Origin of the sequence: Mesorhizobium sp. M0904 (assembly GCF_040319475.1) — a bacterium.
In the GTDB taxonomy this organism is placed as follows: domain Bacteria; phylum Pseudomonadota; class Alphaproteobacteria; order Rhizobiales; family Rhizobiaceae; genus Mesorhizobium.
The window spans coordinates 26,270-50,620 of record NZ_JAMYOC010000007.1; the positions used below are offsets into that span (position 1 = coordinate 26,270).

Sequence of the window (24,351 nt, forward strand, 5' to 3'; positions counted from 1 at the left end):
GACCAATGATTGCGCTCAGATCCGGCCCATCAACAGCAGCACCAAGACAACGATCAGGATGACGCCGACGATGCCCGATGGGCCGTAACCCCAGGACCGAGAATGCGGCCACGCCGGAACCGCGCCGATCAGGATAAGAATAAGAATAATGATGAGAATGGTGCTGATCGTCATCAGAAAATCCTCGCTTTGAGGTTGCAATGACGAAACAATGCAGAAGGCCGCCCATTGTTCCCGGGCGGCCTTTGCTTGATCAGGGCAGCAATCGGACTCTATTCGGCGGCCTTCGGGAAGGCGATCGCCGGCTCGGCGCCCAGATCGGCGTCCAGGCCTTTCGACGGGATGTCGGCCTTGCGACGCCCCAACAGGCTACTGAACCAGCCACGGCGCGCACCGGGTTTGACCTTGGCGCGCGTGAACACCATCAGCATCGACGGCGTCACCACCAGCGTCAGCACGGTGGCGAAGGACAGCCCGAAGACGATAGCCGAAGACAGCGAAATCCACCATTGCGTCGACGGCGCGTTGATCGTCGTCTCGTGGTGGAAGATTTCGAGGCCGAGGCCGAAAGCGATCGGCAGCACGCCGAGGATCGCCGACACTGCCGTCAGCACCACCGGGCGGGCACGTTCGCGGCAGGTCTGCAGAACGGCTTCGTATTTGTCCCAGCCCTCTTCGCGCAACCGGTCATAGGTGTCGATCAGCACGATGTTGTTGTTCACCACCACGCCGGCCAGCGCAATGACACCGATGCCCGACATGACGATGCCGAATGCCTCTCCCGTCAGCAGCAGCCCGAGGAACACGCCGATCGTCGCCATGACCACGCAGGACAGCACCAGCCAGACGCTGGTGAACTTGTTGAACTGCGCCAGAAGCACGATGAAGATCAGGAAGATCGCCGCACCGAAGGCTTTGCTGAGGAAGGCCCCGGCCTCCGCACTGTCCTCATTCGAACCGGCAAGCTTCCAGCGAATGCCGCTGCCGAGGTTCATGTCGGCGACAGCTTTGGTGACCTCCTGCTGGACGGCAGCCACCTGGGCGCCGGCAGCGACGTTGGCCTGGACGACCACCGTTCGCGCGCCGTCGATGCGGTTGAGGATACCGACCGTCGGCTCCGGCTTGCGCACGACGAAGTTCGAGATCGGCACCGAGCCTTGCGCGGTCTGCACCCTGAGTTCGTCGAGCGTCGACAGCGTGCGCCGATCCTCGGGCAGGCGCAGCCTGATGTCCACCGCATCGTCGGCGCCGGCTGGCCGGTACTCGCTGAGCTTCAGCCCGTTGGTCACCAATTGCACGACCGTCCCGACCGCGGTCGGACTGATGCCGTACTGCGCCGCCTTGGCGCGATCGACCTCGAGCGCCCAGTCGACCCCGGGCGGCGCCAGACCATCGGAAATATCGATGACGCCGGGCACCTTGGCAATGCGCGCGGCGACGGCGCGGGCCTTGTCGTCAAGGCCCTTCGGATCGACGGCCGAAAGCCTGATCTGGATCGGCTTGCCGGTGGGCGGGCCGGCTTCCGGCACGCGAACCTCGACGTCGACACCGGGAATGCCGGCCATAACGCCGCGCAGTTCGTCCAGGATTGAGTTCGCCGATTTACGCTCGCGCCAGTCGACGAATTCGTACTGGATCACGCCGACCACGTCTTCCGGAACGTCCTGGCCGCCGCCCTGCGTCTTGCCTACACGGGTATAGACGGACTTCACGCCCGGCCAACCGAGCAGCCGATTTTCCGCCGTCTTGGTGGCCGCGTCCATTTCGGCAAGCGAAAGATTGCCGCGGGCGTGGACATAGAGCAGGCCGTAGTCAGGCTCGACATTCGGGAAGAATTCGACGCCGGCGCCGAATTTCGAATAGGCGTAGCCGACGCCGAACAACAGCGCCACAGTGAGGACAAGCACGGTGATGGGATAGTGCACCGCCTGCTTGACCACGGCCATGTACCAGCCGTCGCGATTGTCGTCGGGGTGATGGGCCGGCGCCTTGGCAAATATCGCGCCCAGCGTCGGCGCGAAGACCAGCGCATAGAGCATCGAGGCCGAGAGCGTCACGATCAGCGTGATCGGCATATATTTCATGAAGTCGCCGATGATGCCCGGCCAGAACAACAGCGGCGAGAAGGCGGCAATGCGCGTCATCGTCGCCGCGATGACCGGGCCGGCCATGCGCTTGGCGGCAAGCGCGAACGCCTCTTGCTTCGGCATGCCCTCGCTCATGCGACGCTCGGCGAATTCGGTGACGATAATGGCGTCGTCGACCAGCATGCCGACCGCCAGGATCAGGCTGAACAGCACGATCATGTTGATCGTGTAGCCCATCATTGCCAGCAACAGGATACCGATCAGGAAGGATGAGGGGATGGCCAGTCCGATCAGCAGCGAGGCACGGCCGGACAGCGCGTAGAGGATAACGATGAACACCAGGATGACGGCGATCATCACGTGGTTCTGCAGGTCGCCGAGCAACTGGTTCACGAAAACGGACTTGTCTTGCGTGTAGGTGACGTGCATGCCCTCCGGCATCGTCTTGATGAAGGCGTCGGACACCTCCCTGACCTTGCCAATCGTATCGATCAGGTTGGAGCCGATGCGCTTCTTCACCTCGATGGCAATCGCCGGCTTGCCGTCGAGGCGGGTAACCGTCTCGGCGTCCTTGAAGGTCGAGCGGATGGTGGCGATATCCTTGGCCTGCACCACGGCATTGGGGCCGGCGACGACCGGAAGCGCCGCCACATCCTCTGGCGTCTCGATAAGCGACGGCACCTTGACTGCGTATTTGCCCTCGGACCCTTCGATATTGCCGGCGGCGACAAGACTGTTGGAAGCGCCGACCGCACCGATCAACTGGTCGAGCTGCAGCCCGTAGGAAGACAGCTTCATCGGATCGATGACCACTTCGACGAGGTCGTCGCGCGCACCCTGCAGCGAGCCCTCGAGCACACCAGGCACTTCCTCGATGCGGTCGCGCAACTCGCGCGCCGCCGCCGTCAGCACGCGCTCGGGCACCTCGCCCGACAGCGTCACGACCAGGACGGGGAACTCGGAGATGTTGACCTCTGAGACCACGGGCTCCTCGGCCGCTTGCGGCAGGTCGGCCTTGCCGTCCTGCACCTTGCTGCGCGTGTCCTGCAGCGCGGTGGCGAGATCCGTCTGTGGCTGGAATTCGACCAGCACATAGCCGCCGCCCTGGAAGGCGGCCGAGCGCATCTCCTTGAGGCCCTTCAGGCTCTTCAGCTTGGCTTCCATCGGCCGCAGCAGGAGGCGCTCGGAATCTTCCGGCGAGATGCCCTGGTAGATCAGGCTGACATACATCATCGGAATCGGAACGTCCGGTTCCGCTTCCTTCGGCGTCGACTGGTAAGCAACCGCACCGGCAAGGATGAGAAAGACCAGGACCGAAATGGTCAGCCGGGCATTGCTGATTGCAAGTTTGACGATGTCCATGATTACTGCGTCCCGGTCGTCGCTTCGCCCAACAGCTTTTGGATGGTCGCCTGGTCCGCTTCGACCGGCTTGACCACTTCGCCTTCCTTCACCAGCTCCTGGCCGGCGACGATGATGCGGGCGTCGGCCGGAATGCCGCCAAGCACCAGGCCGGTCGGCGTGTCGTCGACCAGGTCGATCGGGAAGAACACGACCTTGTCGTCCTTGTCGACGGCGCGGATGCCGAGGTCGCCCTTGTCGCCGAGCGTCACCACCGAGCGCGGCAGCATGACGGCGTCGGTCGGCTGGGCGCTGAGCGCGATTTCGGCCGTCATGCCGGCCGGTACGGAACCATCTGCATTCGGGATGGCGACTTCGACCCGGAAGGTACGGGTTGCCGAAGATGCATCCCGGCTGATGTAGCGCACGATGCCCTCGACGTTCTGGCCGCTGACCAGACGCACATTCGCCTTGTCACCGATCTTCAGATAGCCGAGATCGCGTTCGCTGACCTCGCCGCGCGCAATCACGGGGTCGAGGCTGAGAATAGTAGCCACCTCGCCGCCCTGCATCACGGAACTGCCAAGCTCCACCGGCACCCGGTCGATAACGCCGTCGAAGGGCGCCTTCACCTCGTTGCGGTCGAGTTCGGCTTGCGCTGCGTCCAGTTGCGACTTGGCCAGCGTCAGGTTGGAGCGGGCTGTATCGAGCTGCAACTTGGGCAGATTGCCGGTTTTCATCAGCCGCAGGGCAGCAGCCAGCTCTGCCTCACGCTGCACGACAAGCTGCTTGGCATTGTCGACCGCCGAGATTTTTTCCTCGGCGGCAAGCATCAGGATCAGGTCGCCGGCCTTGACGTGCTGACCCTGCTTGACCGGCAGCTTGTCGATGACGCCGGCGACGCGTGTCGCCAGGACGGCGCGCTTGTCGGCTTCGGTCAGTCCGGAAATGCGGATAGCGCGTGCATAGGTGCGTCGCGGCGGGGTTATGACCGCGACCGTGCGTAACGGCGCCTTGGGCTGTTCCGCCTCGGCAGTCCCCGGCTTGGCAGCCCCCTGTTCGCCAGTTTGGGGCTTGCCTGCGTCGGCTGTCTTGGGCTGCTCGACCTCTCCTGCCTTGGGCTTGTTGTCGGCGGACGCGCTGCCGACGGACGAGAACTCGCCTGTCGCCATCCAGCCGGCGAAACCGATGAGCACAACAATGGCAGCAAGCTTGTGAAACCTGAATTTCGGCATCGTTATTTTTCCAGTGCGCGGGGTTCGGCCAAGCCGCATCTTCTACTTGGGGCGCGTCGCCGATATGGGTGCGCGCGAGGCCGTATTCAAATTGCCGTGATCGGCGAAGCGCGCTTCTACCTCAAAGTTGCGGCGCAATATAGTCAGAAAAGTTGATGGATTGTTGCTTTGTCGGCAAAGATGCGGCTGCAGCATCGGCTGTTGATCGCCAAAACAGCGGTATGGCAGCAAGTGTCAGGATGATTGGACAGATTGCGATGTCATCTGCTTTGCGGAGGAGCGAGAGCAATTCCAGCAAAAGTGTGAAACGGTTTCCGTCCGGAATTGCGTCAAACAAAAAGAAAAAGATAGAGCGGTTCGGCGTTTCCGAAAGGATTGACCGTTCTAGGCCGGACGGCGGGCGGCCTCGGGCTGCTTGCGCGCCGCAAGAAACTCCTTGACCCGCCGGCCCGGCGCGGGCCCGCGTACCGGCTTCAGGCCGTCATCGAGCTCGCCGGACAGATCGATCGTCGGCCGCTTGCCGACGGCGTCGTAGTTTTCTTCCAGCCAGTCACTGGCCGCGGTGCGACCGAGGTCGCGCAGATAGGCAAGGAACGCCCATTCGGCATTGACCTTGGACGATGCCGACAAATCCTTGAACGCTTCGTCGGCGTCGATGCGGTGCATGCGTATGTCGCGATATTCGCCGCGCGGCAGTCGGCCGGCGGCGATCAATTCCTTGACGAAGGCGATCGAGCGGAATTCGCGCAACAGCCCGGCATTGAAGGTGATCTCGTCGATGCGGTTTTGAATCTCATTGGCGCTCTTCGGCGTCCCCTCGCGGACCACCGGATTGATCTGAACCAAAAGCACGTCCTCGGTGGCCGCCGTCTTGAAGAACGGGAACAGTGCCGGGTTGCCGCCATAACCGCCATCCCAATAGGGCACGCCCTTGATCTCGACGGCACGGAACAATTGCGGCAAGCAGGCCGACGCCATCACCGTGTCGAGGTCGATCTCGCCGTCAGAGAAGACCCGCAACTGGCCGGTCTCGACATTGGTAGCGGAAATGAACAGTTCAATCGACTTGCAGGCGCGCACATTGTCGAAATCGATCTCACGTTCGACCACGTCGCGCAGCGGATTGATGGCGAGCGGATTGGCGACATAGGGCGAAAATACCCGAGACATCGTATCGAACAGGAAATAGCCGGGCGTGTTCTCGATCGACCAATTGCCCCAGGCGACGTCCCAAGGCATGCGCTGCACCGGGCTGAAGCGGCCCTTTGCCGCCACCGCACGCCAGAAATCGTCGAGCTTCCGCCGCGCACCCTCGACGCCGCCGCGGACAAAGCCGTCGGCCAGCGCCACGGCATTCATGGCGCCGGCGCTGGTGCCCGAAACCGCCGTTATATCGAGGCGTCCGTCCTCCAGCAGCCGATCGAGCACGCCCCAGGAAAACGCCCCGTGCGAGCCGCCGCCTTGCAGCGCGATGTTGATCTTCTTTGGCTCTTCCACCTTGCCGTTTTTCGGCATGGCGTGGCCCTTGACCGCTGGATGGCTCACTGAGCGGTCCAGCCGCCATCGACAGAGATGTGCGTGCCGTTGATCTGCGCCGCCGCATCCGAGCATAGGAACACTGCCGCCGCCGCAACCTGCTCGACGGTAACGAACTCCTTGGTCGGCTGCTTTTCGAGCATGACCTCGCGGACCACCGTCTCGCGGTCCATCTTGTTGGCCTTCATCTGGTCGGGGATCTGCGCCTCGACCAGCGGCGTCAGCACATAGCCCGGACAAATGGCATTGCAGGTGATCTTGTCGCGCGCCAGCTCCAGGGCGACAGTCTTGGTCAAGCCCATAATGCCATGCTTGGCCGAGACATAGGCCGACTTGAACGGCGACGCGACTAAGCCGTGGGCCGAGGCGACGTTGACGATCCGGCCGCCACCGGCCTGTTTCATCAACGGGATCGCGGCGGCGATGGTATGGAAGGCCGATGACAGGTTGATGGCGATGATCGCATCCCACTTTTCGATTGGGAAGCTTTCCACCGGCGCGACATGCTGGATGCCGGCATTGTTGATCAGGATGTCGACCGAGCCGAATGCCTCGGCTGCCTTCGCCACCAAAGCCCGGCACTCGGCCGGCTTTGACATGTCGGCTTTGACATAGGCGGTCCTCACCTTGTGGTGCTTCGCGATCGCGTCTGCGATGGCGTGGTCGTCTGCGGTATCGGAAAAGGAATTGACGACGAGGTTGCAGCCTTCGGCCGCGAGCGCGTGGGCAATGGCCAGGCCGATGCCCGAGGTAGAACCCGTCACTATGGCGGTTTTTCTGGTGGTCAAGGCTGGCTATTCCTTTGAAGTGGGTTCCCGCGGAACCATGTTGCACTGCAGCATATAGGTTCTCTGCCATCCAAGAACAGCGGATGTGTGGAGCAATGACATGAAATTTTTGTCATGAGGACCTCTCTTGTCTCGAGGAGAGAGGTGTCCGGCGCCGGCTATTGCGACCGGCTTCCGCAAGTATGCGAGGGAAAAATCCTCAAGCGACGAGGTCTGGGACCGGCCCGATATAGCGCGACTGCGGCCGGATCAGCCGTCCGCTCGTCTGCTGCTCGCGCGCATGGGCAATCCAGCCGGCGACGCGCCCGGCGGCAAAGACATTGGTGAACGCCTCTTTCGGAAAGCCCGCCGCTTCCAGCAGAAGTGCTGTGAAGAACTCGATATTGGTCTGGAGCGAGCGCGACGGCTTGGCGATGCGAAGCACTTCGAGCGCCGCTTGCTCCACGCTCTCGGCAAACGCCAGCCGGTGGCCGGTTACGCCCCTGGCGCCGAGTTGCCGCACCACCGCTTTCAGCACGTCGGCACGCGGATCGCGCACGCGGTAGATGCGATGCCCGAAGCCCATGATGCGGCGGCCGCGCCCGATCTCGTCACGCAGCCAGCCGGCGGCGTCGCCATGCGCCTCGATCGCATCCAGCATCTCGATCACCGGACCTGGGGCGCCGCCATGCAGCGGCCCCTTGAGCGCTCCGAGCCCGGCCAGCACCGCCGAAGTAAGCCCGGCCTGCGTCGAAGCGACCACGCGCGTGGCGAAGGTCGATGCGTTGAGGCCATGGTCGCAAACCGTCACGAGATAGGCATCGAGTGCCTTCGCCAACTTCGGCGAGGCCGCAATGCCGGTCAGCATCCGCAGCATGTCGGCGGCATGATCGGCCTTGCTATCGGGCGCAATCGGGCTTTCGTCGCGCTGCAAGCGCAGCAAGGCCGGCGTCAGCACGGCAGGCGCCGCAACCAGCCGCAGCGCGTCCGGCAATTTGCCGCCGTCCGGCAGCAGCGCAATGCCGGCGCGCATCGCGCTGTAGATATCGAGGGATGCGAGAAACGGCAGCAAGGGTTCGATCTGCCCGAACACTTCGCTGCGCGCCCGACCGATCGCATTCGCCAGCTCCTTGTCGTCGGGAAAATCGTCGAAAAAGCCGTCGAACAGCAGATGGACCACCTCGGCGTATTTCCAGCGGCCTGCCAGTTCGGGCAACGAATGGCCCCGGATGGTCAGGCGGCCGCCAAGACCGTCAACATCGGAGAGCACCGTTTCCGCCGCCACCACATCATCGAGCCCATTCGCCATTGGTTTTCTCCTTGACCCTTTCCGCGCGGTAGATAAGGGTTGGCGACTGGATCATCAATCTTGATCAACAGAATCAACATGACAGGACTGACATGACGGAGTGGCTGACGCGGGACGAGGCCCTGGAGCGTCTCAAGGTGCGCGCCCAGACGCTCTATGCCTATGTCAGCCGCGGGCGCATCGGCATGCGGCCGGACCGGGCGGATCCACGCCGTAGCCAGTATCGCGCCGACGACATCGCGGCACTGGCGAGCCGCCGGGCGCGCGGCCGAAATCCCCAGGCCATCGCCGAAAGTGCAATTGCCTGGGGTGAGCCGGCGATCGCCACCACGATCTCGACCGTTTTGCACGGCCGCCTCGTCTATCGCGGCCAGGATGCGGTTGCACTCTGCGAGGCTGCCACACTGGAGCAGACGGCAAACCTGCTTTGGGCATCTGACGCACCAGTGTCGTTTGTCTCGGCGAGCCGCCACGGCAACGGCGCAACTGGCCGGCCAGCCGCCTTCGTGGAATTGGCCGCGTTGGCGGCCACCGGCCGGCCTTCGCTCGGCCGCCGATCAGCTTCGCTCAACCACGATGCGGCCGGCGCCATCGCCGCCCTGGCCCAGGCGCTCGGCGCGATTCCCGGAACCGGTGCCGTGCACGAAAGGCTGGCGCGGGGATGGTCGCTCGATGCGGTCGGCGCAGACTTGATCCGCCGCTCGCTCGTACTGTTGGCCGATCACGAATTGAACGCATCGACCTTCGCCGCACGGGTCGCCGCGTCCACCGGCGCACCTGTTTCGGCCTGCCTGCTTGCCGGCTTCGCCACGCTCTCCGGTCCGCGCCATGGCGCCGCCGCGGAGGCCGTCATGATATTGGGTGAGGATGCGCAGAGATTGGGGCCGGATGCGGCCGTCGGACGCTGGCTCGGTCACGACATGCCACTGCCCGGATTTGGCCATCCGCTTTATCCCGAAGGCGATCCGCGCGCCGAACCTTTGCTGGCCGCTATCGATGTCGATGATGGGCTGCTGCGGCTTTGCGATGCGGCCTTTGCGGCAACGGGCATGCGCCCGAACGTCGATTTCGCCTTGGCTGCGCTGACGCGCAGCCTCCGCTTGCCGTCCGATGCGCCGTTCCGTCTGTTTGCGCTCGGCCGCAGCGTCGGCTGGGCCGCGCATGCCGTGGAACAGGTGACAAGCAACGGCCTGATCCGGCCACGCGCCCGCTACCAGGGACCGCTGCCGGAGTTCCATTAGCTGGCGGCGCAATCCCGGGCCCTTTTTTGGGTGCTGGCGGATTTAAGCTTTAGATAGAATGGTCATACGGCTAATGAAAAGTCGGAGAGCCCGCTGCGCGGCCAGGGCTGGCGGCTCGGACGGATGCCATTCCCGGAAATGACCATCGAGCGCCATGCGTGCCAACCCATACACGAGTGCACGCGCGGCAAGCACAAGATGATCAAAGTCGATGTCGGGAGCAAGCCGACCGTGTTGTTGCGCTTGCGTCAGCAAGTCGATCATCCTCCGCCGAATAGCCTCATTCTGATGACGAAGGCTGTCCGACGCTTCAAAATCAATTAGTGTTCTGGAACTGATGATCTGGAAATGCGTGGGGTTGGTAATTGCCCATTCCAGATAGCCTTGTCCGATTGCTTCGAAAGCCTCAATGGGATCTGCGCTGCCGATTTTCGACTGCGCCTTGGCAACAGCCTCTGTCAGCCGATCCATGGCTTGTTCGGCGACCGCGGTTAGCAACGCTGTTTTCGATCGAAAATGCCGGAATGGTGCGCCGGGTGAAACGCCAGCACGTTTTGCGGCTTCGCGTACGGAGACATGCTCGGCTCCCCGTTCCTCGATGATCTCCACGGTTGCCGTGATCAAGGCCTCGACAAGATTGCCGTGATGGTATCGCTTGGCATGTCCGGCTTCGTCGGAATCAGTAGTCTTGGTCATCTCAGCCAAATAGCACGAGAGCGGATGTAAACACTGATTATTTCCCTTGCGTTCGAGCGCTGCGTATGTAATCAATGTTTACATCGCAACGGAGGTTACCATGTTTCGCATCACCGCAACGACTGCCCTCGCTTTCTCCTTATTGTCGCTCGTGTCTGCCGAGGCCGAGGATCGGCCCACCCTGGAAATCGCCTGGCCGGCCGCAGGTTCAGTTGTCGAACTGGGCAATGCTCCTGAGAAGGCGATAGGCGTCGTCGTCAGGAGCAACTTCAGGCTGCTCCCTGCGGGTGAGTGTGGGGAAATCAGCCAATGCGGCCACGTGCATATGAAGATCGATCCCGACGGAGACACCTGCAACATCCCCGGCAAGCCGTACAACAGCATGAACAGCGACTTTGGCGGTGACCTTATCAAGGCCCGTTTCGGCCATTGCCCGAATGCCGCCGGCAGACACGTAATCGGCGTGCTTCTTGCCGATGATCATCACCGGCCCATTCTAGTAGACGGCAAACCTGTTACCGCTCTGGTGACGGTGACCACGAAATAGAGCATGCCACGAAGCATAGCATGGATGACATCTCCGCCTTTCGAGACGAAGATGTTTTATCACACGGTCTGCTGAAGGAAGTTTCGGCCGGCACTTCGCCAGCCGGCAGTCAGGACATCGTGTCGAGCTTGCGCTGCATCGCGGCGATCTGCTCCTTCAGTTCCTGAAGGTCGTCGGGTTTTTCCGGTGTTTCCTTCCTAGCCGGTTCGGCCGGCGCTGCTGCCGGCGCAGAGCCCGCAGGCGGGAACGGTGTGAACAGCCGCATGGCGTTCTGGAACATTTCCATGTTGCGCCGCGTCTGCTCCTCCAGCACCTTGATCGGCGTGGCGATCTTCATCATGTCCATCGGCGACTTGCCGAGCGCATCTTTCATCTGTTCGCGAAAGCGTTCCTGCTCCTTAGAGAAGGCCAGCATCGACTGCTCGAGAAAACTCGGCACGATCATCTGCATCTGGTCGCCGTAATAGGCGATGAGCTGACGCAGGAACGGGATCGGCAGCATGTTCTGCCCGTCCTTGTTCTCCAGCTCGAAGATGATCTGGGTCAGCACCGGATGCGTGATGTCGTCACCGGTCTTGGCGTCCTGGACAGTAAAGTCCTCGCCTTTTTTGACCATTTCAGCGAGATCCTCGAGCGTCACATAGGTGCTGGTGCCCGTATTGTAGAGACGGCGATTGGCATATTTCTTGATAACAATAGGTTCGTCTTTTGCGGCCATCTGCATCCTCCCCGGACACCGGCCAGCTTAAGTAAGCCGCCGGTAACGATTGCGCCTTTTTAAAGGATATGCGCAAAAGCGTCATGAATCCAAGCAGTTTGTGCAGTGCGGGAACATTTTATGCTGCGCAGCACGGACGGGCCGCCGTTGCAGCGACGGGCGGCCTGCTTGCGGCAGTGGGACGCCATGCCCATTTCGGGTTTGACTCGGGTTGTGGAAAGGGCAAGAAAAGTCCCCGACGGCACCCGAAATCGTTCCCCGAAAGCCTGGAGAAGAACATGTCCGCTTCCAACGCCATCGTTGTCGCCAGTGCAGCGCGCACGCCTGTCGGCTCCTTCAACGGCGCCTTCGCCAACACGCCAGCCCATGAATTGGGTGCGGTCGCCGTCAGGGAAGCGCTTGTCCGTGCCGGCGTCGAGGGCAAGGAGGTGGACGAGGTCATTCTCGGCCAGATCCTGACCGCGGCCCAAGGGCAGAACCCGGCGCGGCAGGCGGCTATGGCCGCCGGCGTGCCGCAGGAGGCTACCTCCTGGGGCCTGAACCAGCTCTGCGGCTCGGGCTTGCGGGCCATCGCGCTCGGCATGCAGCAGATCGCCCAGGGCGACGCGAGGATCATCGTTGCCGGCGGCCAGGAATCGATGTCGATGGCTCCGCATGCGCAACATCTGCGCGGTGGCGTCAAGATGGGCGACTTCAAGCTGATCGACACCATGATCAAGGACGGCCTGACCGATGCCTTCTACGGCTATCATATGGGCAACACCGCGGAGAATGTCGCTCGCCAGTTCCAGATCACCCGCGACGACCAGGACCAGTTCGCACTGGCTTCCCAGAACAAGGCCGAGGCCGCGCAGAAAGCCGGAAAATTCAAGGACGAGATAGTTGCCTTTACAGTCAAGGGCAGGAAGGGCGACACCGTAGTCGACCAGGATGAATACATCCGCCACGGCGCGACAATCGACGCCATGACCAAGCTCAAGCCCGCCTTCGACAAGGAAGGCACGGTGACTGCTGCCAATGCTTCCGGCATCAACGACGGCGCCGCCGCCGTGGTGCTGATGACCGAAGCGGAAGCCGCAAGGCGCGGCATCACACCTCTGGTACGCATCGTTTCCTGGGCGACCGCCGGCGTCGCCCCGCAGATCATGGGGACGGGACCGATCCCCTCCTCGCGCAAGGCGCTGGCCAAGGCCGGCTGGTCGGTCGGCGACCTCGATCTGGTCGAAGCCAACGAGGCCTTCGCTGCGCAGGCCTGCGCCGTCAACAAGGACATGGGCTGGGATCCGTCCATCGTCAACGTCAATGGCGGCGCCATCGCCATCGGCCATCCGGTCGGCGCCTCGGGCGCCCGCATCTTCAACACGCTGGTCTACGAGATGCGCCGCAGAGGTGCCAAGAAAGGTCTTGCCACGCTGTGCATCGGCGGCGGTATGGGCGTTGCTATGTGCGTGGAAGCATTGTGATGAGATAAGCGATACGAGTAGGATACTGGCGCAAAGCGAGTAGGGAATAGAGGGCAAACCCCACCGCTTCAACGCGCAGTCATCTGCATTTCCCGGGAGGACACATGACAAAAGTTGCAATCGTCACAGGCGGGTCGCGCGGCATCGGCGCGGCGATATCGGTCGCCTTGAAAAGCGCCGGCTATTCGGTGGCCGCGAACTACGCGGGCAATGATGATGCGGCGGCAAAGTTCAAGGCAGCGACCGGCATCCCGGTCTATAAATGGTCGGTCGCCGACTATGAAGCCTGCACTGCCGGCATCAAACAGATAGAGGCCGATCTCGGTCCCGTCTCGGTGCTGGTCAACAATGCCGGCATCACCCGCGACGCGATGTTCCACAAGATGACGCGCGAGCAATGGAAAGAGGTCCTCGACACCAATCTTTCCGGCGTCTTCAACATGACGCATCCGTTGTGGGGTGGAATGCGCGACCGCAAGTTCGGCCGCATCATCACCATCTCCTCGATCAACGGCCAGAAAGGCCAGGTCGGCCAGGTCAATTATTCGGCTTCGAAGGCCGGCGACATCGGCTTCACCAAGGCACTGGCCCAGGAAGGCGCGCGCGCCGGCATCACCGTCAACGTCATCTGCCCCGGCTATATCGCCACCGAGATGGTCAAGGCGATGGACGAGAAGGTGCTCAACGAGCGTGTCATCCCGCAGATCCCGGTCGGCCGTCTCGGCGAGCCGGAGGAGATCGCGCGCTGCGTCGTCTTCCTCGCTTCCGACGACGCCGGTTTCATCACCGGCTCGACCATTTCAGCCAATGGCGGCCAGTACATCAGCTGAGGCCGGGGGAACCTCGTGGATGATGCCGTACCAGCACAACGGCAGGTACGGAAAGACAACCGGGCTGTCACGCGGCAAGCTTCAGCGCTGGGCTGGCTTCAGGCTGGGTTCGGGTAATTGAACCTGCCTCGCACGCGGGTGCCGGCAGACGGGCAAGCGGCGCCCGACTGAGGCCCGACAGCTTCAAGGCGATGCGGCGCTTCAGGAATGGTGTGAGGTTCAGCACCGATAGTACGAGGTTGCGAACGAACCGCTTCACCGGACTGCGGGCAAGTGCCATGCCGGTCATCATGCCAGCCAGGTCAAGCACCTCTTGGGCTGCCGGGCGTCGCAGCGTTTCATAGAGTTCGAGCTCCGCTTCGGGGCGCACGCCGTTCACCACGTCGCCAAGCAATTGGCCAAGCACGACCGCGTCGACGATGCCGGTATTCATGCCTTGCCCTCCCGCCGGACTGTGCACGTGCGCGGCATCGCCCATCAGGAACAACCGGCCCTTGCGGTATGACCGGACCAGGCGGTGATGCACGCGAAACCGCGAGCTCCACGACAGGTCGAGCACGCGGGTTCTTTCTTTGGTCGGCCCACGGCTGTCGAGCAGCACCTGTATGTCTGCGACTGCGGGTTTTTCCGGTGCATCGTCCATTGTCGCGACGACGCGGTACGATCCGTCTGGGAGCGGCGCCACCACCACCAGTCCGGCTGGCGCAAAGAACAGCGACACTTCGGTTGGCCCAACCGGCCAGTCGAGACGAACGTCGGCGAGAACGAACGACGCCTCATAGGCCGCGCCGTCGAACTCTATGCTGGCCGAGTTGCGCACCAGGCTGTGCATGCCGTCGCCGCCAACGACGTAACGTGTCGATATGATCTTCTCGCGGCCGTTTTCGACCACCGTCACGCGCGCACCGTCAGTGTCCTGAACCACCGCTTTGGCCTCGACCATGCGGTGGATCACGCCGCCGAGGGCGGCAATCCGCTCGGCAAACACCTGCTCGGTGAGATTCTGAGGCAGCATCATCAGATAGGGATGCCTCGACGGAAGCTTTCCGAAATCGAGCTTGAGCAGTGCCCGGCTGCGATCTCGGATGGCAAAATTCTGCAGCTTCAGGGCAAGTTCGCTCAGCCGCTGCGTGACGCCCAGCGGCTCCAACGCTTCCAGCGTCTGAGCGTGGATGACGCCGGCCCGCGAGGTCTGAAGGCCCTCCCCAAGCCTGTCGATCAGAACATGGTCGATCCCGGCCTGGTGCAGCACGATGGACAGCGCCAAGCCGGTCGGGCCTGCGCCAATAATCAGGACTTCCGTTTTATCTGGCAACATTTTCTCTCTCCATTTATCAACACATGTTGACTTTCTATCCGAAGCCATTGCATTTGTCAACAGCCGTTGGCATATGGATTTCATGAGCGAGAATCAGCAGAAGAAAACCAGCAAGTCGGACCGCACCCGCGCCCAGATCCTCGAAGCCGCGAGGCTGCTGTTCGCCAAGCACGGCTATGACGGCGCCTCCATCCGCGACGTCGCCGCCCATGCCTCGATCGATCCGGCCATGGTGATCCGCTATTTCCGCAGCAAGGACGAGCTATTCGCCAGGGCGGCGGTCGTCGACCTGAAATTGCCGGCCCTACAGGTGATCGACCGAACCGCCATCGGCAAGACACTGATCAAGCAATTTATCGAAATTTGGGAAGATCCGGCCAACGGTACCGGCATGGCAATCCTGCTGCGTTCGGCGACGTCGAACGAATTTGCCGCCGAAAAGTTGCGCGACGTATTTGCCAACCAGGTGAGGCCACTGGTTGCGGTGGTCGCTGATCCCGCCGATGCGGGCCGGCGGGCCGGGCTCATTTCCAGCCAGTTGCTGGGTTTAGCGATGTGCCGGTACCTGCTGCGGCTCCCGCCGGTCGTCGCCCTGTCTCACGACGAAATCATCCAGACCGTCGGCCCTACATTGCAGCGTTATGCCGTCGGAGAGGACGTGCCTTGAACAAGCCGTTCAGCGTGAGGCCGAGTCTGAGCCTCATGCGGCAAGTGCGCCGATCGATTGGCCATGACGCCGGCGTGTGCCGAACCAGCACGCAAAGGTTAATGGCCGCTGCGCAGCCTGTGCAAAAACCGCCCGGCCGCATGTGGATTCTCGGTGGAAAAGCTGTTCACAACACAACATGCTGCGGTGAACAAAGCAAGAAACTTCGGCCATCTCTGATTCGTCGCCGATTCGTTCCGGCTTTGAGCGGAACGTTAACGGCGAGAGCTGAAAACACCCCTCGAAATGATTAAAGCGCGTTAGGAAACATCAATAATTTCATAACGTTGTGCGAAGCAGATTGGCCAGCCACGACCATTCACCGGCAAAGGTTAACCGTGGTGCTCGCCTGGATGCCGCCTGCATGAATCGGGCCAGTTTCCGTGATTCAGCATGTGGTGAGGTACGCAGGCAGAAAACCCAGATGTAGCCGTGAACAAACCCTGAATCGGCGAGAGTCAGTGATTCGTCGCTGATTCGTTCCAGACTCGTTCCAACTGTTAATCGGGAACAGATTTTCTGGCTTGGAAGCGACCAATCGGCCTGCCCTCGGCACATTCCGCTTTCGCTTCGCGCCCGAAATCCCTATGTGTCGCCTGTCATACGCGGCCAATATGGGCGCGCTCCCGACAAGGCGAGGCGGAGAGCCTTATTTCCAGGCCGATGAACATCCATCCGAAACACACTGAACCGCTGATCCTGACCGGCCGAGACGTGACGGCCGTGCTCGGCCCAACCAACACCGGCAAGACCCATCTCGCCATCGAACGCATGGTGGCGCATGAAAGCGGCGTCATCGGCCTGCCGCTCAGGCTGCTTGCCCGCGAGGTCTATGCGCGCGTCTGCGAGAAGGTCGGCGCCCATAAGGTTGCGCTCATCACCGGCGAGGAAAAGATCCAGCCGGCTGGCGCGAAATACTCGGTCTGCACGGTGGAAGCGATGCCGCGCGAGACCGACGCCGCCTTCGTTGCCATCGACGAGGTCCAGCTCGCCGGCGATCTCGAACGCGGCCACATCTTTACCGATCGCATCCTGCATCTGCGCGGCCGCCAGGAGACGCTGCTGCTTGGCGCGGCCACCATGCACGGCATCCTGCAGCGCCTGCTGCGGGGCGTGTCGGTGGTGACCCGGCCACGGCTGTCGCATCTTGCTTATGCCGGCTCGAAGAAGCTGACGCGCCTGCCGCGGCGCACCGCGATCGTCGCCTTCTCGGCCGACGAGGTCTATGCCATTGCCGAGCTGATCCGCCGCCAGCAAGGCGGTGCCGCCGTCGTGCTCGGCGCACTCAGCCCGCGCACCCGCAACGCCCAGGTGGCGCTGTTCCAGTCGGGTGACGTCGACTACCTCGTCGCCACCGACGCCATCGGCATGGGCCTCAACCTCGACCTCGACCACGTCGCCTTCGCCCAGAACCGCAAATTCGACGGCTACCAGTACCGCAACCTGACGGCAGCCGAACTCGGCCAGATTGCCGGCCGCGCCGGCCGGCATTTGCGCGACGGCACCTTCGGCGTCACCGGCCAGGTCGATCCGCTGGATGAGGAACTGGTCAAGAAGATCGAGGCGCATGATTTCGACCCGGTGAAAGTGCTGCAGTGGCGCACCGCGCATTTCGATTTCGCCAACCTCGATGCGCTGAAGCGCTCGATCGAGACCAACGCCCCGGTCGAAGGCCTGACGCGCGCGCTGCCGGCCGTGGACGCGCAGGCGCTCGAGCATCTGTCGCGCGACGAGGACGTCCGGGCACTCACCACCGATGCCAGACGCGTGGCGCTGCTGTGGGAAGCCTGCGCGCTGCCCGACTACAGGAAGATCGCGCCGGCCCAGCACGCCGACTTGATCGCCTCCATCTACATGGACCTTGCCAGGCATGGCCATGTCGACGAGAACTACATGGCCGAGCAGGTGCGCCGTGCCGACACCACCGAAGGCGACATCGACACGCTGTCGCACAGGATTGCCCAGATCCGCACATGGACCTTCGTTTCCAACCGGCCCGGCTGGCTGGCCGATCGGGCACACTGGCAGGAAAAGACGCGCGAAATCGAAGACAGATTGTCGGATGCGCTGCATGAGCGGTTGACGAAACGTTTTGTAGACCGCAGGACTTCCGTCCTCATGCGGCGCCTTAGAGAAAACACGATGCCTGAAGCCGAAATCAGCCCAACCGGAACCGTCCTCGTCGAAGGCCATCATGTCGGCGAGCTGCAGGGTTTCCGCTTTACCGCCGACCAGAGCGCCGGCGGCGAGGACGCCAAGGCGGTGCGGGCGGCGGCGCAGAAGGCGCTTGCCGCCGAGTTCGAGGCGCGGGCCGAGCGCTTCGGCGCCTCTGCCAATGGCGATATCGCCCTGGGTTCGGATGGCACGCTGCGCTGGATCGGCGCGCCGATCGGCACGCTGGTCGCTGGCGAAGACGCTTTGAAGCCGCGTCTCGTCCTGCTGGCCGACGAGCAGCTCACCGGTCCGGCCCGCGACAAGGTTGCGGCGCGCGCCGAGCGCTTCGTCAATTTCCAGATCGAATCCCTGCTGAAGCCTCTGGTCGACCTCAAGAATGCCGAGCAGATCACCGGCATCGGCCGCGGCATCGCTTTCCAGCTTGTCGAGCATTTCGGCCTCATCAACCGTCGCGACATCGCCGACGAGATGAAGTCGCTCGACCAGGAAGGCCGCGCGGCGCTTCGCCGCCTCGGCGTGCGCTTCGGCGCCTACCATGTCTTTGTGCCGGCGCTGATCAAGCCGGCGCCGGCCGGGTTGATCACGCTGCTGTGGGCGCTGAGAAACGACGGCAAGGACAAGCCCGGCTTCGGCGATGTCGTTCACGCACTGGCCTCCGGCCGCACCTCGGTGGTCATCGATCCGACCTTCGACAAGACCTTCTACAAGCTTGCCGGCTACCGCAATCTTGGCAGGCGTGCTGTACGCGTCGATATTCTCGAGCGGCTGGCCGACCTGATCCGGCCGGCGACCAACTGGAAGCCGGGCCTCGGGCCTCGCCCCGACGGCGCCTATGACGGCCAGTCCTTCATGGTGACGCCGCCGATGATGTCGATCCTCGGCGCGACCGCCGACGACATGGAAGAAATCCTGAAGGGGCTCGGCTATCGCGCCGATGCCAAACCGGCGGCCGAGGTCAAGGCGCGGCTCGAAGCACAGGACAATGCCGCGCGCGAAGCGGCCGCTGCAAAGCAGGCGGCTGAAGACGCAACGCGAGTCGAGCAGGCGAGGATGGCGGAAGCATCTTCCGCGGCAGAGCCGCCGGCCGAGGCTTCGGAACCCGTGTCGAATGCGGCTCCCGTTGCGGAGGCGGCGGCCGAAGCTGTAACCGAAGCGACGGCACAGCCTGTCGCGGAAGCTCCAGCCCCTGAAGCTGCGGCAGAAGCCACGCAAGAGACCCTGCCCACCGCCGAAGCGGCTGCAGAACCAGCGGCTGAGCCAGGGGCGGCGGAACTTGGGGCGGAAACTGAGGCTACGGCACCGGCAGAGCCGCCGATTTTCGAAACGACGGAAGCATCGCCGGCCGAACCTGCAGCGACGGCGGAAGCCGTCGCTGGCGACGCTGCCCCAGAGGCGGAGGAGCCAAAACCTATCCTGTTATGGCGGCAGGGTCGTTTCGACCAGCGCCCGCGTCATCGCCAGCATGACAACCGCCCCCGGGACAATCAACGGGGCAATCGCGCGCGCAATGGTCAAGCTGCGCCGGACAGCCGCAGCGATGCGCCGGTAGATGCCGGCGGGCAACCGACGCCAGGCGACCGGCCCGCCCGTCAGGAGCGCCACGACCCGCGTGACGGCGCCGGCAAACCGCGCTTCGACCGCAGCAAGTTCAAGCCTAAACCGCAAGGCGTGGCTGGAGAGCAGCGCGGCGGCAAGCCGCAAGGCGACCGCCCCGACCGGCGCGAAAACCGGCCCGACTGGAAGGCTGGCCGGCAGGACGGCAAAGGCAGCGCCCAAGGCGCAAAGCCCGCCTTCCAGCCGAAACCGCGTGAGGAACGCCCGGTCCGCTTCGACCCGGACTCGCCCTTCGCCAAGCTCGCCGCCTTGCGCGACCAGCTGAAGAAGTAAGCTGCTCGTCCAATGGTCACTGATGCCCGCCAGCGCATCGACAAGTGGCTGTTCTTCTCGCGCGCGGTAAAATCGCGCACGCTGGCAGCCAGGCTGGTCGTCGCCGGACGCGTCCGCATCAATCGCGACAAAGCAGCGCAGGCCTCCGATACGGTCCGGCCGGGCGACGTTTTGACCATCACGCTGGAGCGGCGGATCTTCGTCTGGAAAGTCCTTGGCACCGGCGTACGGCGTGGCCCGGCCGAAGAGGCCCGCTTGCTCTACGAGGACATGTCGCCGCCCCCCACGCCCAAGGGCGAGGGGCTTCCGGATGCGGTGCCGCCGTTGCGCGAGGCCGGCAGCGGTCGCCCGACGAAGAAGGAACGCCGCCAGACCGACCACCTGCTCGGCGACGATTGAGCAAGCTCGAACGCCCGCTTTGCCGGCCTTCCGGAATTCCATTCCGGAAACCGCGGCACCGCTGGCAGGGGCCGCCCTTGCCACCAGCGGACAAAGGCGTTACCTCACCAAAAAAGCCCAACAAAATGGGACGTCCCGGAGCCGACCAATGACCTATGTCGTGACCGACAATTGCATAAAATGCAAATACATGGACTGCATCGAGGTCTGTCCGGTCGACTGCTTTTACGAAGGTGAGAACATGCTCGTCATCCACCCGGACGAGTGCATCGATTGCGGCGTCTGCGAACCGGAATGCCCGGCCGACGCGATCAAGCCCGATACCGAACCGGGCCTCGACAAATGGCTGCAGATCAACACCGAATATGCCGAGAAATGGCCCAACATCACCGCCAAGAAGGAGCCGCCTGCCGACGCTAAAACTTTCGATGGCGAAACTGGCAAGTTCGAGAAATATTTCTCCCCCGAGCCCGGCGAAGGCGACTGACGAGCCGGCCAGCTGCGGCCGCCTGACGCCGCTTAACAGACGTGATACATTAACTGCCTTGACAGGCGGCAACGGCGCGTGGCCTTCGCGCGTGCAGCAAAACCTTGATTCTTCCGACTTTTTGTGTTATATCAGCCAAACATGCCGGTGACACAACGTCGATTTATGGCGCAAACGCCCCAAATCACTGAAAGGTGAATTTCTCAATCCGGACCAGAGCGATCTGGGGCAGGCGGTCGCAATGTTGCGATTTGCCGGTCCTGGCCTTTCCGGTGAGTTCATCGTTGTGTGGCTAAGGACCGGTCACCCCGGTCGCACGAGTTCGGGCCGGCACGATGCCGGTACCACAACAAGGAGTTCAGGGCGTAATGGCAACGATCACCCCGCAGAAGAAGTCCACCGCAGCGCGCCACGGTTTCAAGACCGGCGAGTACATCGTCTATCCGGCGCATGGTGTCGGCCAGATCGTCTCGATCGATGAGCAGGAAGTCGCGGGCCACAAGCTGGAGCTGTTCGTCATCGACTTCCAGAAGGACAAGATGCGCCTCAAGGTGCCGGTCGCCAAGGCGACCTCGATCGGCATGCGCAAGCTGTCGGAAGAGGATTATGTCGAGCGCGCGCTGAAGGTCGTGCAGGGCCGCGCCCGCGTCAAGCGCACCATGTGGTCGCGCCGCGCCCAGGAATATGATGCCAAGATCAACTCCGGCGATCTGATCTCGATCTCGGAAGTGGTGCGCGACCTCTATCGCGCCGACAACCAGCCGGAGCAGTCCTATTCCGAGCGCCAGCTCTACGAGGCGGCCCTCGACCGCATGGCCCGCGAGATCGCGGCCGTCAACCGCATGTCGGAGACCGAAGCGGTGCGCCTCATCGAGGTGAACCTCAACAAGGGCCCCAAGCGCGGCGCCAAGGCCGACAACGAGGAAGCCGAGCAGGAAGAAGCTGCCTGAGCCTTTTCGCCTTCGAATCAGAAAAACCCGGCCTCGCGCCGGGTTTTTTGTTTTGGCTGACCGGTAATGGCCATTCTAGCTCTTGCCGCCGCCTTCCCTTTCCGCCTCCTGCTTCAGCGTGGCGATGAACCGCTTGGTCCGCTGGCGCTCGGGGTTGCTGAACAGCACCGCGGCCGGCCCTTGTTCGACGATGTTGCCGGCATCGAGGAACACCACTTCCCGCGCGATCTTCGAGGCGAGCCGCAGATCATGAGTCGCCATCACCATTGTCGTGCCCTCGCTGGCGAGCTTGCCGAGCACGTCGACCACCTCCTGCGCCAGTTCCGGATCGAGCGCAGAGGTCGGCTCGTCGCAGAGCAGGACTTTCGGCGAAGGCGCCAGAGCCCGGGCAATCGCCACGCGCTGCTGCTGGCCACCTGACAGCGTCGCCGGCCAGGCATCGGCCTTCTGCGCCATGCCGACCTTTTCGAGCAGGGCGAGCGCCCGTTCGCGCGCCCTCTCCTTGGGCCATTTCAGCACCGTCACCAGCCCCTCCATGATGTTCTCGATCGCAGTGCGATGCGGAAACAACTGGAAATTCTGGAACACCATGCCGGTCTGCAGCCGCAGTCGCTGGATATCCCTGGTCGAGACCCTGCCGCCGGGGTGGAATTCGAGTGCATCGTCGCCGATCCGCACCGTGCCTGAAGTCGGCAGCTCGAGCAGGTTGATGCAGCGCAAAAGCGTGCTCTTCCCTCCGCCCGACGGCCCGACAAGCGCCGTGACGCTGCCTTCCTCGATGGTGACGGTCACGCCCTTCAGCACCAAATTGTCGCCGAAACGCTTTTCGATGTTGGTGAGGCCGATCATGCGCGCGCCTCCAGGAAGCCGCCATAACGGTTGAGCCGCGTTTCCAGCCGCGCCTGCAAGGCCGACAGCACGGAGCTCATGACCAGATAGAGAGCCGCTGCCTCGACATAGAGGATCAGCGGCTCATAGGTGGTGGCGACGATGCGCTGGGCCGCCTGGAACATCTCCGGCACGGTGATGGCGGCGGCGAGCGAAGTGTCCTTGACCAGCGAGATGAAGGTGTTGGACAGCGGCGGCACGGCGACGCGCCCCGCCTGAGGAAGAATGGTGCGCCGCATTGCCTGGGCCCAGGTCATGCCGATCGAATAGGCCGCTTCCCACTGGCCCTTGGGCACCGAACCGATGACTGCGCGGATGATTTCCGACGAATATGCGCCGATGTTCAAGGTAAAGCCGATCAGTGCTGCCGGAAAGGCGTCGAGCAGGATTCCGACCGATGGCAGGCCGTAGAAGATCAGGAACAGTTGCACGAGAAGCGGCGTACCGCGGAATATCCAGACGTAGAAGCGGACCACGGCGACCAGCGGTTTGGGACCGAAAAGCCGGACAAGCGCCACAACCAGGCCTAGGACAAGACCGAATGCAAACGACAGCAGCGTCAACGGCACGGTGAAGATCAGTGCGGCCCACAGCAGCGTAGGCAGGGATTCCAGCATCAGTTGCAGCCAGTGCGGCACGAAGGCTCCTCCTTGCCAGATTGCCGTCGCTCACATCACGCGAAAGCGGCGGGCCGTCAAAAGACAGCTCGCCGCGATATGAACGACGCGGGCCGGCGTTCGGCCCACACGAGAAAGCCGTTTTACTTCGAAACGTCCTGGCCGAAATAGGTGTCGGCGATTTTCTTATAGGTGCCGTCGGCCTTGATGTCGGCCAGCGCCTTATTGATGGCGGCCACCAGTTCCGGATCGCCCTTGCGCACGATGACGCCGGAATAGTCGGCGTTTTCCTCCTGCGCGGCAATCTTCACATTGGCGTCGGGCTTGTGCTTCTTGAAGTCGAGGAAGGACAGGCTGTCGTTGATGGTGGCGTCGGCGCGGCCGGTAAGAAGAAGCTGGATCGACTGGTCGAAGCCGTCGGTGCCGACGAGTTCGGCGCCGTTGGTTTCAGCCAGCTTGCCGAAGTTCGAAGTCAGCGACTGCGCCGCCTTCTTGCCCTTGAGATCGGCGAAGCTCTTGATATCGGTGTTGTCGCCACGCACGATCAGCACCGCCTTAGAGGCGATGTAGGGATCCGAAAAGTCATATTTGGCCTTGCGCGCCTCGGTGATGCCGACCTCGTTGATGACGGCATCGTAGCGGTTGGCGTCGAGACCGGCGATCAGCCCGTCCCATTTGCCTTCGAGGAACTGGGCTTTGACGCCGAGGCGCTCGGCGATGGCCCGCGCGATCTCGACGTCGAAGCCGACGAGCGCGCCGGAAGCATCATGATAGGTGAAGGGCGCATAGGTTCCTTCCGTGCCGACCTTGAAGACGCCGGACTGCTTGATCTGGTCGAGATTGGCGCCGGCATGACCGGCGGCGATGGCCAGAACCTGCAGCGTTCCGGCGATGATGAGCGATTTGAGCCATTTCATTTTTCTGTGATCCCGTCCTTGGCCGGTGTCCGGCGTCATTGCGAGTGCCGGAAAATGACAGATGCGCGATGCCGGAATAAGAAACTAAATTTCAAAAATCTCGCGCCCTTGAAATCCAATTCTCAACCAGCAGTTCCCGGGGCCATCCGGCTGAGTCAAGGCCGGTGGCGAATCGCCTGGAACAGCGCAATCGACATGACAGTCCGGGGGAACATTCCCCCGCATGGCACGTTCTTC

The 24,351-nt window shown here is 62.8% G+C and carries 21 protein-coding genes; 9 read left to right on the plus strand and 12 right to left on the minus strand.

Annotated elements, in window-relative coordinates:
* Positions 1-15: 15 nt before the first annotated feature.
* From NKH80_RS09325 to NKH80_RS09350, 6 genes are all read right to left on the minus strand, one after another.
* Complete coding sequence (locus NKH80_RS09325; protein ID WP_023678456.1) at positions 16-174, minus strand: DUF3309 family protein; 159 nt, start codon at positions 172-174, stop codon at positions 16-18.
* A gap of 98 nt (positions 175-272) precedes the next feature.
* Complete coding sequence (locus tag NKH80_RS09330) at positions 273-3,449, minus strand: efflux RND transporter permease subunit (RefSeq protein WP_352476140.1); 3,177 nt, start codon at positions 3,447-3,449, stop codon at positions 273-275.
* A gap of 2 nt (positions 3,450-3,451) precedes the next feature.
* The gene (locus NKH80_RS09335) at positions 3,452-4,663 is read right to left on the minus strand and encodes an efflux RND transporter periplasmic adaptor subunit (RefSeq protein ID WP_352991156.1); all 1,212 of its coding nucleotides are present in this window, start codon (positions 4,661-4,663) and stop codon (positions 3,452-3,454) included.
* A gap of 384 nt (positions 4,664-5,047) precedes the next feature.
* Positions 5,048-6,178 carry a patatin-like phospholipase family protein gene (locus NKH80_RS09340; RefSeq protein WP_352991393.1) on the minus strand — a complete coding sequence of 377 codons (1,131 nt, stop codon included), beginning with the start codon at positions 6,176-6,178 and terminating at the stop codon, positions 5,048-5,050.
* Between the two features lie 26 nt (positions 6,179-6,204).
* A complete protein-coding gene (locus NKH80_RS09345) occupies positions 6,205-6,987 on the minus strand; it encodes a 3-hydroxybutyrate dehydrogenase (RefSeq protein WP_254816506.1) in 783 nt (260 codons plus the stop codon).
* Positions 6,988-7,186: 199 nt separating this feature from the next.
* Entirely contained in the window at positions 7,187-8,275 is a 1,089-nt protein-coding gene (locus NKH80_RS09350) for a citrate synthase/methylcitrate synthase (protein ID WP_352991159.1), read from the minus strand.
* A 92-nt stretch (positions 8,276-8,367) separates the two neighbouring features.
* Here NKH80_RS09350 and NKH80_RS09355 point away from each other — a divergent pair, with 92 nt between their 5' ends.
* Positions 8,368-9,516, plus strand: a complete 1,149-nt coding sequence (locus NKH80_RS09355) for a citrate/2-methylcitrate synthase (protein ID WP_352991162.1) — start codon at positions 8,368-8,370, stop codon at positions 9,514-9,516.
* Positions 9,517-9,558: 42 nt separating this feature from the next.
* On the opposite strand, the gene NKH80_RS09360 is transcribed toward NKH80_RS09355, so the two are convergent.
* Positions 9,559-10,212 carry a TetR/AcrR family transcriptional regulator gene (locus NKH80_RS09360; protein WP_352991165.1) on the minus strand — a complete coding sequence of 218 codons (654 nt, stop codon included), beginning with the start codon at positions 10,210-10,212 and terminating at the stop codon, positions 9,559-9,561.
* Between the two features lie 100 nt (positions 10,213-10,312).
* Between NKH80_RS09360 and NKH80_RS09365 the strand changes: the two genes are divergently transcribed.
* Complete coding sequence (locus NKH80_RS09365) at positions 10,313-10,759, plus strand: hypothetical protein (protein WP_352687230.1); 447 nt, start codon at positions 10,313-10,315, stop codon at positions 10,757-10,759.
* A 109-nt stretch (positions 10,760-10,868) separates the two neighbouring features.
* Here the strand turns inward: NKH80_RS09365 and phaR are convergent, their stop codons facing one another.
* On the minus strand, positions 10,869-11,477 hold the full coding sequence (phaR, locus tag NKH80_RS09370; RefSeq protein ID WP_254816501.1) for a polyhydroxyalkanoate synthesis repressor PhaR: 609 nt from the start codon (positions 11,475-11,477) through the stop codon (positions 10,869-10,871).
* A 278-nt stretch (positions 11,478-11,755) separates the two neighbouring features.
* On the opposite strand from phaR, the gene NKH80_RS09375 reads away from it, so the two are divergent.
* Both NKH80_RS09375 and phbB read left to right on the plus strand, forming a co-directional pair.
* Positions 11,756-12,940: an acetyl-CoA C-acetyltransferase gene (locus NKH80_RS09375; protein WP_352991168.1), complete on the plus strand. Its 1,185-nt coding sequence runs from the start codon at positions 11,756-11,758 to the stop codon at positions 12,938-12,940.
* 104 nt (positions 12,941-13,044) lie between these two features.
* Positions 13,045-13,770, plus strand: a complete 726-nt coding sequence (phbB, locus tag NKH80_RS09380; RefSeq protein WP_352991171.1) for an acetoacetyl-CoA reductase — start codon at positions 13,045-13,047, stop codon at positions 13,768-13,770.
* Between the two features lie 67 nt (positions 13,771-13,837).
* Here phbB and NKH80_RS09385 read toward each other — a convergent pair whose 3' ends face one another.
* Entirely contained in the window at positions 13,838-15,037 is a 1,200-nt protein-coding gene (locus tag NKH80_RS09385; protein WP_352991173.1) for an FAD-dependent oxidoreductase, read from the minus strand.
* Between NKH80_RS09385 and NKH80_RS09390 the strand changes: the two genes are divergently transcribed.
* From NKH80_RS09390 to NKH80_RS09410, 5 genes are all read left to right on the plus strand, one after another.
* On the plus strand, positions 15,024-15,755 hold the full coding sequence (locus NKH80_RS09390; RefSeq protein WP_352991176.1) for a TetR/AcrR family transcriptional regulator: 732 nt from the start codon (positions 15,024-15,026) through the stop codon (positions 15,753-15,755). The genes NKH80_RS09385 and NKH80_RS09390 overlap by 14 nt on opposite strands.
* 702 nt (positions 15,756-16,457) lie before the next feature.
* Positions 16,458-19,856, plus strand: a complete 3,399-nt coding sequence (locus NKH80_RS09395) for a helicase-related protein (RefSeq protein WP_352991181.1) — start codon at positions 16,458-16,460, stop codon at positions 19,854-19,856.
* A gap of 12 nt (positions 19,857-19,868) precedes the next feature.
* A complete protein-coding gene (locus tag NKH80_RS09400; protein ID WP_352991184.1) occupies positions 19,869-20,255 on the plus strand; it encodes an RNA-binding S4 domain-containing protein in 387 nt (128 codons plus the stop codon).
* Between the two features lie 148 nt (positions 20,256-20,403).
* Complete coding sequence (gene fdxA / locus NKH80_RS09405) at positions 20,404-20,742, plus strand: ferredoxin FdxA (protein WP_254816494.1); 339 nt, start codon at positions 20,404-20,406, stop codon at positions 20,740-20,742.
* 368 nt (positions 20,743-21,110) lie between these two features.
* On the plus strand, positions 21,111-21,692 hold the full coding sequence (locus NKH80_RS09410; RefSeq protein WP_006327799.1) for a CarD family transcriptional regulator: 582 nt from the start codon (positions 21,111-21,113) through the stop codon (positions 21,690-21,692).
* A gap of 75 nt (positions 21,693-21,767) precedes the next feature.
* Here the strand turns inward: NKH80_RS09410 and NKH80_RS09415 are convergent, their stop codons facing one another.
* The 3 genes from NKH80_RS09415 to NKH80_RS09425 all read right to left on the minus strand — a co-directional run bounded on the left by NKH80_RS09415 (position 21,768) and on the right by NKH80_RS09425 (position 24,114).
* The gene (locus NKH80_RS09415; RefSeq protein WP_352991187.1) at positions 21,768-22,541 is read right to left on the minus strand and encodes an amino acid ABC transporter ATP-binding protein; all 774 of its coding nucleotides are present in this window, start codon (positions 22,539-22,541) and stop codon (positions 21,768-21,770) included.
* Positions 22,538-23,218, minus strand: coding sequence for an ABC transporter permease subunit (locus NKH80_RS09420; protein WP_023721020.1), 681 nt, complete (start codon positions 23,216-23,218; stop codon positions 22,538-22,540). Before NKH80_RS09420 ends, NKH80_RS09415 begins: the two co-directional genes overlap by 4 nt.
* Before the next feature lie 122 nt (positions 23,219-23,340).
* Entirely contained in the window at positions 23,341-24,114 is a 774-nt protein-coding gene (locus tag NKH80_RS09425) for an amino acid ABC transporter substrate-binding protein (protein WP_352454874.1), read from the minus strand.
* Positions 24,115-24,351: the final 237 nt, after the last annotated feature.

Excerpts from the sequence above, each read along its gene's own strand:
- NKH80_RS09325 (WP_023678456.1), bottom strand. The coding sequence starts at position 174 with ATGACGATCAGCACCATTCTCATCATTATTCTTATTCTTATCCTGATC.
- NKH80_RS09330 (WP_352476140.1), bottom strand. The coding sequence starts at position 3,449 with ATGGACATCGTCAAACTTGCAATCAGCAATGCCCGGCTGACCATTTCG.
- NKH80_RS09335 (WP_352991156.1), bottom strand. The coding sequence starts at position 4,663 with ATGCCGAAATTCAGGTTTCACAAGCTTGCTGCCATTGTTGTGCTCATC.
- NKH80_RS09340 (WP_352991393.1), bottom strand. The coding sequence starts at position 6,178 with ATGCCGAAAAACGGCAAGGTGGAAGAGCCAAAGAAGATCAACATCGCG.
- NKH80_RS09350 (WP_352991159.1), bottom strand. The coding sequence starts at position 8,275 with ATGGCGAATGGGCTCGATGATGTGGTGGCGGCGGAAACGGTGCTCTCC.
- NKH80_RS09355 (WP_352991162.1), top strand. The coding sequence starts at position 8,368 with ATGACGGAGTGGCTGACGCGGGACGAGGCCCTGGAGCGTCTCAAGGTG.
- NKH80_RS09360 (WP_352991165.1), bottom strand. The coding sequence starts at position 10,212 with ATGACCAAGACTACTGATTCCGACGAAGCCGGACATGCCAAGCGATAC.
- NKH80_RS09365 (WP_352687230.1), top strand. The coding sequence starts at position 10,313 with ATGTTTCGCATCACCGCAACGACTGCCCTCGCTTTCTCCTTATTGTCG.
- phaR (WP_254816501.1), bottom strand. The coding sequence starts at position 11,477 with ATGGCCGCAAAAGACGAACCTATTGTTATCAAGAAATATGCCAATCGC.
- NKH80_RS09375 (WP_352991168.1), top strand. The coding sequence starts at position 11,756 with ATGTCCGCTTCCAACGCCATCGTTGTCGCCAGTGCAGCGCGCACGCCT.
- phbB (WP_352991171.1), top strand. The coding sequence starts at position 13,045 with ATGACAAAAGTTGCAATCGTCACAGGCGGGTCGCGCGGCATCGGCGCG.
- NKH80_RS09390 (WP_352991176.1), top strand. The coding sequence starts at position 15,024 with ATGGACAGCGCCAAGCCGGTCGGGCCTGCGCCAATAATCAGGACTTCC.
- NKH80_RS09395 (WP_352991181.1), top strand. The coding sequence starts at position 16,458 with ATGAACATCCATCCGAAACACACTGAACCGCTGATCCTGACCGGCCGA.
- NKH80_RS09400 (WP_352991184.1), top strand. The coding sequence starts at position 19,869 with ATGGTCACTGATGCCCGCCAGCGCATCGACAAGTGGCTGTTCTTCTCG.
- fdxA (WP_254816494.1), top strand. The coding sequence starts at position 20,404 with ATGACCTATGTCGTGACCGACAATTGCATAAAATGCAAATACATGGAC.
- NKH80_RS09410 (WP_006327799.1), top strand. The coding sequence starts at position 21,111 with ATGGCAACGATCACCCCGCAGAAGAAGTCCACCGCAGCGCGCCACGGT.
- NKH80_RS09415 (WP_352991187.1), bottom strand. The coding sequence starts at position 22,541 with ATGATCGGCCTCACCAACATCGAAAAGCGTTTCGGCGACAATTTGGTG.
- NKH80_RS09425 (WP_352454874.1), bottom strand. The coding sequence starts at position 24,114 with ATGAAATGGCTCAAATCGCTCATCATCGCCGGAACGCTGCAGGTTCTG.